Genomic DNA, 17,219 nt, shown 5'->3' on the forward strand with positions numbered 1-17,219 from the left:
TTTTTAATTGCCAATGGTGTATGTTCCAATTTCTGCCAGGCCAGGCTGCCTTTGGCTGTCATGACCGCTGAGCGGTACAACTTTGAAATACCGAAGAGATTTTCTGGCAGGCAGATCAATATACTGGTAGGTACGATCAATGGCAGCGAGCCCATACCGACCAACACTTTCGAAAGTTTCGTTGTCTTGACTAATGAATATTTCCAGTTCGCGAACTTTTCTATCGCCGTTTTTTTGTGCAAAGAAGAATCCATCCACTTGCAGCTCTTCCTTCATGTCAATGGTAATCCAATGGTTAGGGTAGTCCGTGGGTTGTGTTGAATAACGCGTAATCCAGAAAGTAGCCACATCATCATCGATAACCCTATTCGCCAGCCGGTTATTGGCAGGTTCTTCCGAACTAAAGCCGGCGATGGCCCAGTTGGTGCGCGGATGAAGGCTGCGTTCGGTAGGCAAATAGCTTACAGGATCGATGTTTTGCGTCGGCGCATAAAACATATCAATAGCCAAGGAGGTAGGCTTAAACAGCGTACGATAGTTGATGCGGGTATCGGGTTTGTAATTAGGCAGACGGGTTTGATGTATCGCTGCTTCGCTAAACACGGTAGCGGAGTCGCCTGTTAAAGTGAGGTAGGAGATTTCGATTCCGCGTAGCGTGCTATCACCCGATTCGGGGATCCAATTGACGATAAGATCTTGGTTTTCCTTTCTGATTTGTTCGATAATCCGATTGTTTAAGTTGGCGGAGTAGTTGGGGCCGTATACGCGTCCGAAAACCTCTGCGCGCATCGATTGATTTCCTTCGCTATCGTAGGTGCGGATATCGAAAGTGTAAATGCCTTCTTCGATAGTTGGTATCAGAATATCCTTGTATGTGGCAATATCTTCGGCAAGAATGGGGGTTTCAAATATGCCGTTCGCCCCCCAAGATATGCGCATCTTTACGACGCGAGCGTCCGTGCTGATAAGCGATTGTATGGCTGCTCGATTGTATCCCGGCTTGAACGATATCGAATCTACCCGACCTGGGTACACCCGTTCTGCATTTTCCAGATAATCGCTATAGTAATAGTCTATCGGCGTACATCTGCAAAGCAGAATAATACCAAAAATGAAGTAGCTGAAGTGGCTGTTTAATACGTTCTTTATCATGATTTCAGTAAAAAATGCTGTTTTGCTTGTTATGTTATTTGTTTTTACTCTGCTCTGCCGTAAAAAGTCAACTCTCCTAGGGCAACATCGGAGTTCCCTCCCCAAGTGTCTAAAGTTCGGAAGCGCCAATAACGATAGGGCTGCTGTTGCAGCTCCACATCAAACTCTTCGCCGGCACGGGCATAGGCAATGTCGTCGGCTGTTTGCTCGCCCAGTGGTAGGCCCGATGGTTTGATGGAGGTGAACGTTCCTACCTGCGTCCACGATTCCCAGCTTCCATCCGGATTTGGCGCGTTAGAGCCCCATAGTTCGAAAACTTTTGGATGATTGAAACGGTATTCATTGCTTAAACGGGAATACATTACGAATCGGCTAAGCATGGCGCTGACACCCATATCAAAAGAGAAGTGTTGCGGAATACCGGTTCCAGGTTTGGTATGAAGAATTGTCGTCGCCACCCGATCAGCACCGTCCCATAAGACATCGGTCGAACGAAAGCCTGTATGCGCTGCGTACGTATCGCTAGGCAAGTTATACGTTTTGAAGAGCGACTTGTCCATCATAACCTCAAATATGGGAACGAAGGTTCGTACTAAAGTGTCTGAGTGATTATTCCAACGGTCGGTAATATATATCCCGAATTCGCGCTCTTCGGCCGCATATCCGCGAACATTAAACATCCCGGCGTTTCGTTTTGTGTAGTGATCGGTAGCGCGTTCCCATTGTCCGTTTTGATTTTTTGTCAACACATGGATCACCAGCGGAGCCTCTACCGTATTTTCATAGTTTAGTCGAATGCCACCAAAAGTCGGAAGAAGATTTCCGTCCTTGGCAATGGTCTCTAAAGTTTGAAGATAGGGCGGGGTCAGGGTGGTGACCGTGATGGAAGTTGGTTCCGATTCAACTTCGCCCACTGCGACAGCAATAAGGTTAACCTGATAATCACCAGCTTGTGCGAAGCCATCGACCACTATACTGTTTTTGTAAATGGATGCTTTGTTTTCCCGTACACTGCCATCGCCAAGCGTATATACCGCTTTGACATAACGCAGATCTTTATTGCTGGGCAGGGCATAGTTGATGATGGCACCGCCAGCGATGCTTTTTATGTCGTAAGAGCGAATGGCATCTGGCTTTTCACCGGTTCGCGATGGTCCGGGTTCCTGCTTGTCTTCGCAGGAGATCATTATGAAGGCCATCCATGCACCAAATGTGCTTACTATAATCTTTTTGAAGCTGTTCATGATAGTGATCTTAATTCGTTGAAGGAATATTAATTTACTGCCAAAGGGGCGTTTGCAAGAGTTTTGGATTGCGCCGAATCTCGGCTATACTAATCGGCCAGAAATAGTCTCGTTGTGTAAAGGTACGGTTGTACATGACTACTCGACGATAATAGGTTTGTGGCGTTATCTGCCGGATATCCCAGCCGTAGATCGGTGTATTGAGTTCGTCCTGCGCGGTTTTCCACCGTCTAAGATCCCAAAAACGTTGGGATTCAAAAGCTAACTCAATGGTGCGCTCACGATGGATGATCTCCCGTAATCCCTCCTGTGTGTTGGGTTTGCTTGGATTGATAGAGAAGTCTGCCCAAGATTCGACAACCCCCCGCAGTCCACTACGTTCGCGAATGGCATCAAGATAAGTAAAGGCTTCTTCGGAAGGCCCATCGATTTCGTTTATGGCCTCGGCGTAAAGCAGATATAGGTTGCCTAACCGCATCATCGTAAACGGGTAGCCATAGGTAGTAAAGTTGTTATTTTCGCCGATGGTATTCATATAGCTGACCAATTTTTTTGGCGTATAACCGGTTCCCGAGTATTGCGTAGGAGAGTTTGTTGCGGCTATATTCCCGCCTGGACGGGCATTTGTAGCATAAGCTAGTGAATCGTTGTTGTTATTGTTCATAAAATAACGTCCCCCATCAAACGACAGTGATCCGTAAAATCGATTCTCCCGATCAAAATGTAATCCTACAGTAGTATAGCCGGAAATCAGATCATAGGAGTAGGGCGACTCGCCTACAGGAACATTGCGCAGATCAAAACGTTTGGCATAGTCCCAAGTGAAATCTTCCTCAATAGGCACGCCGTTTTTACTATAAAACTTCAAGGCCATATTTAAGGTTGGTGCCAAATACCCACCCATTGACTGATTGGTGATACGTGCTGGGTCTATACTGCGGGGCATGAACGCTTTCGCTTGGTGGTCGGCGTTTGCCGTACTGCGGTTATTTATCCAAATGGCTTCTGCATTATTCTGTCTTTCGGTCACCGCTTGGCGTAAATTCATTTGGTAGATGGTGCTTTGTTGAGGAGCTTTTGCCATGGTCGGTGCGGGAATCCACTTTTGCAGCGATCTCCCTGCCGCATGGGCTGCATCAATAGCTTCTTTGCAGGCGACGGCCGCTATACGCCATTTTTCTGGCCGATAGTCTCCGTTAAACAAGGGCTGCCCTTGGGCGTTGTTATAGGCTGGGTAGTCGGTATTGCCATTGAACAAGGGGCTGGCTGCTGTCACCAATATTTCGGCCTTCATCGCTTTGGCCACAAGTTGTGTCACCCGGCCATTTTCTTGAGCCGGAAGTAACAGATCGGGCATCAAGGCAGGCATAACGCTATCAATTTTAGCTACGATATACGCAAACACGTCATCTGTTGGCTGCCGTTCGAAACTGATATTGGCAGGATCCTCAAAAGTGGGTGTATTGATGTCGACAATTGGGATTGGTCCATACATCCTTAGCAAGTAATAGTGGTAATATGCTTTCAAGAACTGCACCTCCGCAGCCCAACGATCTTTCTCCGTCGGATCCATATCGGGTACGCCTTGTATGTTTTCCAAAAAGATATTGCAATCCCGAATACCGCGCCAAAGCGATATTTGTTCGTCACCTGAACTACCTTGGTTATTGCCATCCCAAAAATTCAGTAAGGGACTATTGGTGTTTTGCCCACCCATAGCAACATACCAGGCCGGCCAGTTGCCTTGAGAAAAATTACTGGTGGAGTTTAACCAAAACTCATCGCCCGAGAGTAGCGCAGCATTTGAACTGAGGTAGTATCCACGTGGGATCCAGCTGTAACAGGTAAAAAGATAGCGCTCAGCCATTGTCCGCATGCTAAACGCCTGCTCGAGCTGGGCCACATTGTCGGGTACGATATCCATAAATTTATTGCAGCTGCCTAGCAGCAACAGCCCGAAAAGAAGGCATTTTTTTAGGCTATTTTTCATCATATTCGCTATGTTGTTTTTATCCGTCATCATTATAAAGTCATTAATACGCCTAAGTTAAATACACGCTGTATCGGATACCTGAGACCTGCACCGCCCATTTCGGGATCCCAAAGATCAAAAGCGCTGAGGCTAAAAAGATTTGTGCCGCTGGCATATATCCGAAAGCGGTCGATTTTATAGCGTCGCGTAAAGTCCGAGTTAAGCGTATACGATAGTTCAACTTGTTTCAGGCGTAGGAATGCGCCGTTGCGCATCCAGTGCGTACTTGTTTGTGTGTTGTTTTCCAATGGGTTTTGGCTAAGTCGAGGCCACAAAGCATAGATGTCCCGATTGTCTTCCGACCAGTGACTGTCTGCCCAAGCCTGTAATACCGCGTTAGGTGCTGTAAGGCTGCCAAACGGTGCCGAGCCGCTGTTGTTCACGTTGTTTGGATCCCAAGAAAGCGGATTGATGAACAGCGATGTCCGCGACATACCACTAAAGAAAAACGAAAAATCCATATTTTTGTAACCAGTCGTTAGGCCAAACCCGAAGTTTACCTGCGGCGTTGTCGGGAAACCAATAGGCACCACATCGTTAGAGTTCACGACACCATCACCATTGATGTCTAAGTACTTGATATCGCCTCCCATGACCATCTGCCCAAACAATTGTTGCGGACTATTGCGCACTTCCTCGTCATCAATAAACAACCGCTCGGCGATGTAGCCGCGGCGTTGATTGGCGTCGGTCCCGATACGGCTTAGGTATGGATATTCAAAATTTGGCTCCTCATAATATAGGTACTCGCCTTTGGCAAACGTGAAGGTACCGCGTCCTTGAAACCATAAGTTTTGATTGACGCTTTGCATATAGGTGAGCTCTGCGTCAAACCCTTGACTTTTGTACTTGCCTAAGTTTGCCAAGACACTGGCCGCCAGTCCCATAGTGGAAGGTAGTGCAGCGCGGTCTTGAACGATGTCGCGACGGATTTGTCTAAACAGATCACCGGTGAACGTAAATTTGCCGTTGAACAACCCAAGATCAATCCCTAAGTTGGTTTGCTGTGATACTTCCCATTTGACAAAAGGATTCGCATAGCGCTGGATGCTTACCCCATTTCGAGCATAGTTCTCGTCTCCCGTGCTCACGCCAAAGTTGTGCCGACGGGTACTATTGTTCAGGTCGATCTGCGAGAGGTAGAAGAATCGGGTGTTATGTATATTATCGTTTCCGACCAACCCATGCGTCATCCGTAAACGTGCCGTACTCACTATATCGCTTATCGGTTCCATAAATTTCTCGTTATGGATGGTCCAGGCTATACCAGCTGAGGGAAAAAAGCCCCATCGGTGGTTCTCTGCGAAAACCTCTGACCCGTTGTAGCCGAAAGTAAATTGTGCATGGTATCGATTGTCGAATACATAGGTGAAGTTTCCGGAGAAGCTGGCATTGCGGTAAGGCAACGTATTGATGACGTTGCCAGCTACATCGCGCGGTAGCGTTATACGGTTGCGGATCGTAGAAATGAGCATACCCGTTACGCTGTGTTTGTCTTGAAATGTTCTGGCGTAATTGATAGCGTTCTCCATATAGAAAAGGGATTCCTGACCTCGGCCATTGTCGCTATAATCCAAATATTCCGTTCCATTCAACGGATTTAAGTTCAAGTAGCTGTATTGCCCTGTATTTGGGTCTATGGATGTGGGTGTGTAATAGAAAGGATTGTACTGTCTTCTGTATTCCATGTAGGCTCCGCGAGATGCATTGGCCAATCCACGGTAGCTTAAACCTTCGACCCATTGTGAAAGGTCTTGCTTCAACTCAATCTGCACCTGCATGTTGCTCTCCGACCATTCTGAATAGCCACGAACAATATTGGCGTAAGGGTTAAGGTACATGTTGCCACTACCGTCCTCGAAGTTTCCAAAGAGGGGATGACGAATATAAGATTGTTGAGGCCCTACTTGGTATACCGGATGAAATAGGGCCGGATTGGCGCGCAGGGCATTGCGAAATGAGGAGCTGCCTCCTTCCGGCGGACCGCTGTAATTGCGGTAGTTGGCTATAGCACGAACCATCAGCTGCGTAGATTTGGTAACGTTGATGTTGATGTTGCTGCGCAGGTTGTATACTTTGAAGTCTACGTTATTGTTAAAGTTGTTGATCGGATTGACCCGGATCAATCCGTCATCTTGCGTGAGGTTGCCGCTAACAAGGTAGCTAGCAACTTGACCACCACCGGAGATACTCAGATTGTAATTTTGCGTGCGGGTGTTTGGTTTAGTGACCTCGCTGAGCCAATCCACCGCAGGATAGCGGATAGGATCCGCACCGGCAGCCGTCATCGCTATTTTTTCATCCGAATAGAGGGTCAATGCTAGCGGATCTCGGGTAAGCACGGCTTCATTATGCATTCTCATAAACGTGACAGGATCTGCAATCTTTGGCATATCGGTGGGCGTTGATAACCGTTGTTCTGCACGTAACGTTATTTTTGGCTTTCCCTCTTTACCGAGCTTGGTGGTAACGAGTATGACACCATTGGCACCGCGCGATCCATAAACGGCCGAAGCCGTCGCATCCCGCAAGATGGAAAAACTGGCGATATCGTCGACCGGGATACGCGCCAAATCATCGGTAGACACTTCCATGTTGTCGATCAGGATCAACGGACGCTGGTTAACCCCGAAAGTACCTACACCGCGGATAAAAAAATCAGCATTATCCAGACCCGGCTCTCCACTGCGTTGGAAAGATATTACCCCGGCCACTCGGCCTTGCAGCGCTCCTGTGAGGTTGCTGCTCGGGATACGCAGCTCTTCAGGGTTTATCGAAGATACTGAACCGATCAGATCATTTTTACGTTGGCGCTGTCCAAATGCGGTGACCACGGTTTCTTCGATCATATTTTCCGCTTCCGTTAGTATCACATCGATAACCTCACGGTTTGCGCTGCTTATTTCTTGGCTAGTATAGCCGATGAGCGTAAATACAAGCACGGCATCCGTCGGTACTTTCAATACGTAGCGGCCGTTAAGATCAGTGGTTGTTCCCACACTGGGTTTGTTTTTCACTGTGACGGAAACGCCGGGTAGGAGGTTGCCTTTGTCGTCCTTTATCAAACCTCTTATATCTTTATCCTGTTTCGATGTCGAAAAGACGGCGACTGCTCGATCGGATGTTGCGTGCACGGGATTGTCGTTTGCGTAGGCTACGCCTTCCACAACATACAAAGCATTCAACAGGCAAATAATTTTAGCCAATCTGTTGACCTTTATAAGGCTGTGGTTTCTAAATTTACATTTCAAATCGGTTTTAAACATGGGTTGTACTGTTAGATTTATAATCGTCGAAGGATGCTTGCATCGAGCACAAAACTTTCGTTAGCCAAGGGCCGTGTGCCGTATCCAGATTTTGCTTAGGTGTTGTTTTGATTAAATGGTTATCCTCTTTTTTGTATTGATCATGGTTGGTTATCGTTTGTTTTTTGGCATAGGTAGTCCATGTCGGCCGTTTTTTGCAAACGCCGAAAATAAAGGCACGTACTGATCCGGTTAGGTTACAGCGGTATTATTTTATGACTGTTAATCGTGACATTATACACATAGGTTTATACGTTTCGCCATGCTATTCTTCGGCTTTTGATTCGTCAGTTGTTTATAATTTTGGTAGCTTGTTTACTAATACCAAATATCTAAAATCCGTTGCAGAATAAATTTCCCCAGCGTATCAATTGTTGGTTAATTTGTCTCAAAATCACGTATTTCCACTGTGAAATAATTCATACAAAATCAATCACGTGTAAAAGGCGCATTACGGGGTTGCCGCAATGCGCCTAGGAGGGCTCAAGGTACTTGCGTAAACGACTTTCTTATTCGCTTATATTTTCGTCCGCAACGGCCTCCTCCCATGTCTCCCATTTCGGTGTTGCGGGGTTGTAGCCATTGTAACCGAAGTTTTGGCTGAGCTGACCGCGTTTATTGCCGGTGATGGCAGCTTCTGGAATAGGCCAATACATATTCTTTTTATCCATGGTGTAATTCGGATTACTGTTGCCGGTGGAATTTATTTCTATGGGCCCCTTGTTATACAGGCTATAGTGCACAATCCGCTGGTACCAGTAACTTCCACCTTGGTCGTCGGTACCTGTTTGTTTGTCGAATGTCTCCATCTCATACGTGTTTCCCCATTCGTCTGGCCGGCCGCTACGGGCAAGACACAAGGAGACACGTTTTAACTCAACGTTGCGCCATTCTTCCCAGTACAATTCTCTTGCCCGCTCATTCATAATGTCGCCAATGGTGACAGCACCCTGATAGAGCTGTGTACATTTTGCCCGTTCACGGATAATATTTAGGTCATCTTTTATCGTAGCATCGCCCGGATTGAGGTAATATTTCGCTTCAGCACGCAGCAGATAGGCTTCCGGCAACCGATAAAGATACCAATCGGCAACAGACCCGTTTGTAGCTCCTCGATGCCCATCAGACCCCACGATATTGGCCTCACTAACGGGGTCGTCCAAATAGAAAATATAATGGGGAACATCAAACCAACGACGGATTGTATCGCTGCACAGAAGACGTCCGTTATCAGGATTGAAGAGCGTTAAGGGTTTTCCAAATTCGCTGGACTCCCGGTTGTTTACTTTGTAATCTTCCATACGCACCCAGTTTCCGCTTGTTGAACTGTGGCGGAGATCGGTCTCATCCATCAAGCCATTCACGCGCCAAAGCGTTTTGGTTTGAAAGGCGGTAGGACGGAACGTAGCAATTCCACGTCCCATAGCACGCATATAATCATAATTGACATCGTAATTTGCCGTATTGCGTCGGATGTTTAGCAATGCCTGTTTTCCATCCTTGGTCTGTACCCTATTATCAAATAAAAAGGGGTAGAGGATGCGCATAGTGAGCATTTTAACAAACGATTCCGCTTCGGCTCCACGGTTGGGCATCCCCATAATGACCTCTCGGTTACTCGCAATAAGTTTGTTTTCAGGTCGGTGTAAGTCCCATATTACATTTCGGGTAATTGGCCAGGTCTGTGGTTCGCCGCCTTCATTAAATGTACCAAAGTTATCTTCCATGAGGGCATAGCCAGATTCATTGATCAAGATGTCTGTTTGTTCCTTTGCTTTCGCATATTCGCCTATCGCTAGGTAGCACTTCGTCAACAGCATGCGGCAGGCACCTTTGTTAACCATGCCAATTAAGCCTGTTTCATTTTGATTCGGCACCCATTCTACGGCGAGCTCCATATCTCGGGTTATCATCTGTAAGATCGCGTCGCGTTTTGTACTTCGGTAGTTTTGTTTTGGTGTTTCCAGCAGTTTGCTTACAAGGGGGATGTCGCCAAATTGGAAAACAAGAGCCATATATCGAAATGCCCGATGGAAATAGGCACGTCCTTTATACGTATTTTTTGTGGCCTCGTCGAGTTCTTGCACGCCATCGACATAGTGGATAATCGTATTGGCATACATAATACCCTTGTATGTCTCTTCCCATAGGTACCAAATACTGTTTGTACGGTCGATGTTTTGGTAGGACGTTTCGCTGGTAGGGGTTAGCATATTGGCTACATCACAAAGCATATTGCGTTTGTCAGTAGCGGCAGCCACCATCAGTTCTGAGAAGATGTATTCGGTGCCCAAGGTAAGCATCTCATTATGGTCAGTAGTCCAATATAGTTTGAGGTGTCGATCAGAAATGGCCATGGCCGACATCAATCCCGCTTCGGTGGTAAATGTAGCATTGGGTTCATAAAAGGATAGCGGTTTTGGCGTTAAAAAGTCTTTGCTACATCCGCTAGCGATCAGCATGCCGCCTATTAGAAGTGCCAAAGATAGGCGGTTTATTTTTTTTAGTTTCATCATCTAATCATTTAAATACATGGTATCCCAAGAAGGATTAAAAAACAAGGTTAAGACCCAGATTGTACAGGCGTGTCGACAGGCCTCCACCTTCATCAAATGCCGGATTAGCTTCCGGATCGCCATATTCCCAATCTTTGGCCCAGGTAGCAACATTCCTGATGGTGCCAAATAGCTTAACACGGTTCAATTGCCAGCGGTTTGTCCATGCCTGTGGTAATGTATAGCCAACCGATATGTTCTCCAAACGGATAAAAGACCGGTCGTACAATTTTCCAGCCGAGGCTGCACCGACGGGGCCTGCGGCTTCTATTCGTCCATATTCATTGGTGGGGTTTTCTGGTGTCCAGTATTCTTTCGCAGGCAAATTGGCCATCCCATACTGCATGCGCCCCCCGTTATCATCGTTATTGAGGTAGTCTCCGAACAAGCTTTTGTGCCCCATGTAGGAATAGATATTGAAAGAGAGATTGAGGTTTTTCCATAGGACAAATTCGTTGCGCAATGACCAATGGTAGGGCGCGATGCTTTGTCCCAGAAACTCCTTGTCGAAATTATTGTAGACGTGGGTCACCGAGCCGTTGGCATTCATCACATCGTCTTCCGTGTAATTGTTGGCCACTTTCGGATCGCCCGGTTTTTGGTTGTAACGTGCCGCTTCCTCCACTTCGTCGGCCTGCCATATTCCGGTCACGCGATAGTTCCAGATTACACCGATGGGTTGCCCGATAAACCAGTTGTTTTGGATATCGTCGGCTTCTTTTTGGCCAATGATGTTACCTTGCTCATCTAACACATCCTGGTAATCGTAGTAGAGATTCTTGATAGTGTTTTTATTGTAGGAAAAGCCAAGCGTTGTGGACCATTGGAAGTTATCTTTGCGAATATTAACCGTATTCAGCGCCAACTCGATTCCGCTGTTATCTACCCGTCCAAGATTGGTGGCAATGCCTTGAAATCCTGTAAAACTTGGAAGACGTTCATTCATGATCATGTCTTCCGTAATGGTTTTGTAGTACTCCAAGGTACCGGAGATACGATCGTTGAATAAACCAAAATCCAATCCGACATTCCAAGAATCGGTTTTCTCCCAACGCAGATTTGGATTAGCCAAGCGATCCATCATCAGGTAACGGTAGAGCGCCAAATCGCCCGAACTGTTGATATATCCGTGCATCTTACCACCGCCAGCGGATAGATTGGCGAGTGCAAAGTAAGGATTTCCGAGCGCCCGGTTACCGTTTTCGCCATAGGAGAGCCGCAGTTTACCCGAATTGACAATATCCGTCCATTTGAAAAAATGCTCATTGGTAAATACCCAAGCGCCGGATATGGATCGAAATGTGGCGTAGGGGTTCGATGTGCCGAAAGCTGATGAACCATCTCGCCGTATTGATGCCGTTATCAAATAGCGATCGTCATAGGAATAGAACAAGCGAGCAAGCAAGGCATCTGCGGTTTCCTGCGTGTCTTCATTGAAAAAGTTGCTGTCCTGTTTGGAGCCATATCCGACATTATGAAAGCCCAATGCATCAGATGGTAATATGTTGCGTGCTTCAATGCGATCGCGCCAAAGCCGCAGCTCCTCGGCCTCCTGCACCAGCGTCACGGTAAAGCGATGTTTATCGGCAAACGTACGATCCCAGCTAATCGTGTTGTTTAGCGACCAATCAAAGCGTTTGGCTTGTTCGCGATTTGCACCACGGCTCGCAGGGTTAGATCCTGGAAGCTCTGAGGACATGAAATATCGGTCATAAAAGAACTGATAACGTGGCGATGCGTTGAAAGAATAATTGATGTCGAAAGGTAGTTTTATTTTCGCATATAGAATGCTGTTCAACACGGTATATCCTTTGTCTAGCTCCAGATACTGTCGCTGGAAATCATAGTTGTAGCCACGCTGGCTGTATTCCGGGCTTAGCGGAAACTGCGTAGGATTACCCATTTCATCGGCATAATCTGCAAAGGGACTGTTACGCATGGACTGGTCTAGATCAATTTCTACGTTGCCATCCGAACGGTCTTGGAAATTGATGTTCGCGCCCACGTTGAACCAACTTGTGACTTTGGTATCCACTTTCATATTGGCGCGAATGGCACGGAAAGCATCACTCACTTCTGCCCCTTGGTTTTTTAAGTAGCCCATCGATAAGTAGTAATTGCTGCGTTCACTGGCACCGCTAACACTGATATTGTAATCTTGGTCAAAGCCATTACGGTAGGTTTTATCACGCCAATCGACAGTCTTTCCGTCGAGGAAATTCTGTAGGACGTTGCCGGTGAAACCTAGTCGTCTGCCCCAGATACTCAGGTCGGATTGGTCGCCTACATTTTGATCATATGATCGCCAATCTGCCAGCGCAATGGAGGAAGGCAATTGATCTGGGCGCATAAAATATCCCGGTTTGTCTGCATAGCTGCCAGACTGATAGGCTTCATATGCGCCTGTTTCGGGATTTACGCCATAGGTATTTTTGGTCAACCAGTCTTCCCGATGCTGTAGATAGCCCGCGGTAGTGAAACGTTCTCGAATGTTGGCTACCGTTGTCGTACCAATATTGCTGGTCATGTTGATGACGGGTTTTCCCTGTTTGCCCTTTTTCGTGCTGATGATGATGACACCACTGGCTGATTTAGACCCATAGATAGCTGCAGCCGAAGCATCTTTCAGTACATCGATTTGTTCGATGTCATCGGGATTGATCTCCGAAAGTTCACCGTAGAAAGGCATGCCATCCAGGATCAGTAGCGGGCTGTTTCGGTTGCCCGCATCGAATACAGAGCGTTGGCCCCGGACATTGATGCCGCCCCCGCCTTTAGCCGATGCGTTGTAACCAACCCGAATGCCCGGTGTGCCACGAAGGATGTCCTGCACGGTTTTGGGGTTCTCATTCGCTATTTTGTCGGGACGCACTTGAATAATGGATCCGGTAAGATCTTTTTTCTGCATGGATCCATAACCAATTACCACCACCTCGTCCAAGGATTCATTGGCCGGAGCAAGTGAAATTTGAATCGATGCCCTGTTTTCTGATGGGATGGTCTGTGAGGTATAGCCTACCGAGGAAATGATCAATATCGCATTTCTCGGTGCCTGAATACTAAATTTTCCGTTTAGATCGGTGCTCGTTGCCAATGCAGTTTGTTGCACTTTGACAACAGCACCTGCGACCGAATGGCCGGTTGTTGCATCGGTCACGGTGCCGGAAATGGTCATCTCTTGTGCGTTTGCACGGCACGGTATAAAAAAGCAGCATAGCAATAAAATTAGGATTTTAAACCACACTTGATTATTGATGTGCCAAAGCATGTACTTGTTTATCATAGGTTTATGTTTTGATGTTTTAGTTAGGATCGTTGATGGCCGTTTTTGTGACTACAGCCGTACAATTTGCTGTTTACATAAATTCCCTCCGGTTGATTTTTGAATGATGCACTTACAGGCTTTTTGACTTCGTGTAGGCAGTTCGTACACGATTGCTTCAGGTAATCTTTTGAAAAGCAGCATGCTACCTGATCAATGCGAAAAGCTGTTTCGGCATTGTTTATAAATTCGTTAACTGTATTTCAAAGTAAAGCAATGAAAATTGTAAAAACGGATCATCTTTTTGTCGTTCCGTCTCAAATTCATCAAGCAGCGATCTCCAATACTTGGGCGCAGGGCTATTAAACGATTTAGTGGAGGGAGATCATGCTTCGTGTCGCTTGGTTTTACAGGGTGAAAGCGCTTAACTCTCCTACGAATTTTTACCGCTATTTGCATATATTTGACCATTATAAACTATGCGAATCCTATTTTTGATCATTTCAACTGCTTTATGCTTGCTTTTTGCAACATCGCTTTGTTGCGGGCAGCAACCCTACTACTTCAAGCATTACCAGACGGAGGACGGTCTAGCCCATAATTCGGTGAGCGCGGTCATGCAAGATCGAAAAGGTATGATGTGGGTGGCCACACGGGGAGGCTTGAATCGATTCGATGGATATACGTTTAAAAGTTTCCATAATAACAGCAATCGATTTGGTTATCTGGGAAATAATGTCATTACCGCGCTAGCGGAAGATCGGGATGGTGTTTTGTGGGTGGCTACGGGCAGAGGAATTTACAGATACGATCCGTTCCAAGAAGTTTTTACCGTTCTAGATGCCGCACCACGCACCTACATCAGCCATTTACAGATTGATAAGGAGAATAATTTATGGTTTTCACTAAATGCTGAACTTCATAAATATGATATTGGTATGGACCGGCTCGAAAACTTGAAAATACCAGCTTCCTGTATAACGATAGCCGAAGAGGAGGGGAAATTGTGGGTCGGTAACCATTCCGGTTATATTACAGTGTATGATATTGCAACAGGAAGCCACGTGCGCCTTTCTGTATTAGACTCCAACATCCCGCCTAATTTACGATCGATCAGTAAAATAGTATTCGCGAATGATAAACAGGTATTGATAGGCTGTTTTAAACAAGGATTGAAGTGTTACGATCGGTCGACAGGAATAATCGAATCGTTGCAGCTGCGCGAGCAGGACAACAGTGCGATTTACGTACGCGACATCGGCTTGTCCACAAAGGACGAGTGCTGGGTGGCAACAGAATCTGGAATTTATATCTATAATCTAAAAACGGGTGAGCATTTAAATTTGCGGAAACATACCGATGACCCTTATGCATTGGCGGATAATGCAGTATACAGCGTGTATAGAGATCGGCAAGGCGGTATGTGGGCGGGAACTTTTTTCGGAGGTTTGCATTATTACTCGCCCGATAATGCTCGTTTTAAAAAATATTATCCCGTTGCAGGTGTCAATTCCCTTTCTGGAAGCGCCGTTCGGGAACTCAGTCCCGACAAGGAGGGCAATTTATGGATCGGGACAGAGGATGGTGGCTTAAATAAGTTGAATCTTACGCGATGCGAATTTACCAATTACCTATCTTCCAGCAACCCTTCCGTTATTCCGTATCCCAATATCCATGGTTTGTTGGCGTATGGCGGCCAGTTGCTATTTGGTCCTTACTACAATGGTTTGGAAATCATGGATATTCGGCGCGGGGTGGTAACAGACCGGTTTAAGTTGGTCGGTGAGAAAGGAGGGCCCACCAGTGATTTTGTGCTTTCCATCTACAGAACTCGTGACAACCAGATTTTGGTAGGTACGGGATATGGTGGATCAGGATTATTTGTGTTTGATCCGAAAAACAAGACCATGAAGCGTGTTCCGCAGATACCGACGGATAGCTATGTTTTCGATATTTGCGAAGACACAGATGGCAATATTTGGACTGGCAGTGTCAATAGGGGAGCCTACTTTTATCATCCCAAAACAGGTAAAAGTGGTAATATACGCTTTGCTGACCAGATCGATGGTTCGTATACAAATGAGTTTGCCGTGCACGGGATTTATGAAGATAGCGACCGCTTTCTGTGGTTTACCACTGGCGGCGGAGGCTTAATGAAAGTTGATCGAAGCGGAAAGATCGTCCGGAGGTTTACCGTGGAGAACGGGCTGCCTACCAACCTCCTATTTCGCACCTTGGAAGATGATAAAGGACGGCTATGGGTAAGTTCATTGAAAGGTCTGATCTGTTTGGACCGAAAGACCGAGAAAATAAAGGTATATACCAAAGCCAACGGCTTGATTACTGACCAGTTCAATTTCAGTTCGGCGTATAGGGATCAGGAAGGAAGGATGTATTTTGGTTCTGTAAAAGGAATGATTGTGTTCAATCCGAAAGATTTCGAAAAAACGGGTGAAGGTCCGGCGACTTACATAACGGGTTTTCAGATCAACAATAAAGAAGTGGTACCAGGCGTGGACAAGAGCCCCTTGCAGCGCTCCGTTCTTTATACCGACACCATTGAACTGAATTACTTGCAAAACAATTTTAGCATTGAGTTTGCCGCATTGAATTATGCTTCTCCAGAAGTGACCCGTTACGAATACTTTATGGAAGGCGTGGATCGCAAGGGGACGTATCTGAGCCGTAACAGGAAAGCCTATTTTACCGATCTTTCTCCAGGGGAATACACCTTTAGTGTGCAGGCAAAGTGCAACGTCGGAAGCTGGATCGGTAAGGAGCGACGATTGCATATCAAGATTCTGCCACCTTATTGGCAAACGACCTATGCTTATGCCACGTATATGCTTGTGGCGATTCTCACATTGTTTTTTATCGTTCGCTATTACCACCTTTACCTGCAAAGAAAACACAGACAGAAGATCAGGCTTTTTGAGCATGAGCGAGAGAAGGATATCTATCGGGCGAAAATCGAGTTTTTTACGAATATAGCACATGAGATCCAAACGCCCATTACCTTGATTCTTGGGCCTATAGAACTTATGGTCCATCGTGTAAAGGATGAGGCAATGAAGAAAAGCCTAACGATGGTACAGCGCAATGCGAAGCGTTTGGTCGAGCTAACAGGGCAGCTTTTGGATTTTCGGAAGACTGAAATCCACCAATTTGGTTTGAACTTCGTGCATACCAATGTCAGTGCATTGTTGCAAGAGCAAGTCGCAAATTTCAGGGCGGAAGCGGATCAAAAAGGCATTGATCTAGCTACCCATATGCCGCAAGATCCTCTCGAAGCCTTTGCCGATAAAGAGGCGTTGGTGAAAATCTTCAGTAACTTACTTTCCAATGCGGTAAAATATGCATCTGCTAAAGTGGATGTCGAAATCTTCGTGTCCAAAGAAACAGAAGAGACATTTACAATATTGGTGAGCAATGATGGTAAAGGAATTCCAATTGGGATGCGCGAACGGGTGTTTGAACCGTTTTTCAGATTACGTGGTAACAACCAGCCAGGAACAGGCATAGGTCTATCCTTGGCAAAGTCCTTAACCGAACTACATAACGGAACATTAAGGCTCTTGCCGGCTAAAGGACAAATTGTCGTTTTTGAGTTGGTTTTACCCATGCGTCAGAAGTTTGAATTTAAATTAAGTAACTGGAAAAAGATTTAAA

The 17,219-nt window shown here is 46.2% G+C and carries 7 protein-coding genes; 1 reads left to right on the plus strand and 6 read right to left on the minus strand.

Annotated features, from left to right (window positions below):
• Positions 1-3 precede the first annotated feature (3 nt).
• From IE165_RS08435 to IE165_RS08460, 6 genes are all read right to left on the minus strand, one after another.
• Positions 4-1,152, minus strand: a complete 1,149-nt coding sequence (locus tag IE165_RS08435; RefSeq protein ID WP_189626165.1) for a DUF4998 domain-containing protein — start codon at positions 1,150-1,152, stop codon at positions 4-6.
• Between the two features lie 44 nt (positions 1,153-1,196).
• Positions 1,197-2,396: a DUF5000 domain-containing lipoprotein gene (locus tag IE165_RS08440; RefSeq protein ID WP_189626166.1), complete on the minus strand. Its 1,200-nt coding sequence runs from the start codon at positions 2,394-2,396 to the stop codon at positions 1,197-1,199.
• Positions 2,397-2,430: 34 nt separating this feature from the next.
• On the minus strand, positions 2,431-4,419 hold the full coding sequence (locus IE165_RS08445) for a RagB/SusD family nutrient uptake outer membrane protein (RefSeq protein ID WP_229826458.1): 1,989 nt from the start codon (positions 4,417-4,419) through the stop codon (positions 2,431-2,433).
• Positions 4,419-7,634 carry a SusC/RagA family TonB-linked outer membrane protein gene (locus IE165_RS08450; protein WP_229826460.1) on the minus strand — a complete coding sequence of 1,072 codons (3,216 nt, stop codon included), beginning with the start codon at positions 7,632-7,634 and terminating at the stop codon, positions 4,419-4,421. Before IE165_RS08450 ends, IE165_RS08445 begins: the two co-directional genes overlap by 1 nt.
• A 608-nt stretch (positions 7,635-8,242) precedes the next feature.
• Positions 8,243-10,249 carry a RagB/SusD family nutrient uptake outer membrane protein gene (locus IE165_RS08455; protein ID WP_229826462.1) on the minus strand — a complete coding sequence of 669 codons (2,007 nt, stop codon included), beginning with the start codon at positions 10,247-10,249 and terminating at the stop codon, positions 8,243-8,245.
• A 34-nt stretch (positions 10,250-10,283) separates the two neighbouring features.
• Positions 10,284-13,571 carry a SusC/RagA family TonB-linked outer membrane protein gene (locus tag IE165_RS08460; RefSeq protein ID WP_229826465.1) on the minus strand — a complete coding sequence of 1,096 codons (3,288 nt, stop codon included), beginning with the start codon at positions 13,569-13,571 and terminating at the stop codon, positions 10,284-10,286.
• A gap of 458 nt (positions 13,572-14,029) precedes the next feature.
• Between IE165_RS08460 and IE165_RS08465 the strand changes: the two genes are divergently transcribed.
• Positions 14,030-17,218: a ligand-binding sensor domain-containing protein gene (locus tag IE165_RS08465; protein ID WP_189626168.1), complete on the plus strand. Its 3,189-nt coding sequence runs from the start codon at positions 14,030-14,032 to the stop codon at positions 17,216-17,218.
• Position 17,219 lies beyond the last annotated feature (1 nt).

The sequence above is a fragment of the Sphingobacterium griseoflavum genome, from assembly GCF_014653155.1.
In the GTDB taxonomy this organism is placed as follows: domain Bacteria; phylum Bacteroidota; class Bacteroidia; order Sphingobacteriales; family Sphingobacteriaceae; genus Sphingobacterium; species Sphingobacterium griseoflavum.

Coding starts and splice junctions, on each gene's coding strand:
- IE165_RS08435 (WP_189626165.1), bottom strand. CDS start 1,152: ATGATAAAGAACGTATTAAACAGCCACTTCAGCTACTTCATTTTTGGT.
- IE165_RS08440 (WP_189626166.1), bottom strand. CDS start 2,396: ATGAACAGCTTCAAAAAGATTATAGTAAGCACATTTGGTGCATGGATG.
- IE165_RS08445 (WP_229826458.1), bottom strand. CDS start 4,419: ATGATGACGGATAAAAACAACATAGCGAATATGATGAAAAATAGCCTA.
- IE165_RS08455 (WP_229826462.1), bottom strand. CDS start 10,249: ATGATGAAACTAAAAAAAATAAACCGCCTATCTTTGGCACTTCTAATA.
- IE165_RS08460 (WP_229826465.1), bottom strand. CDS start 13,571: ATGATAAACAAGTACATGCTTTGGCACATCAATAATCAAGTGTGGTTT.
- IE165_RS08465 (WP_189626168.1), top strand. CDS start 14,030: ATGCGAATCCTATTTTTGATCATTTCAACTGCTTTATGCTTGCTTTTT.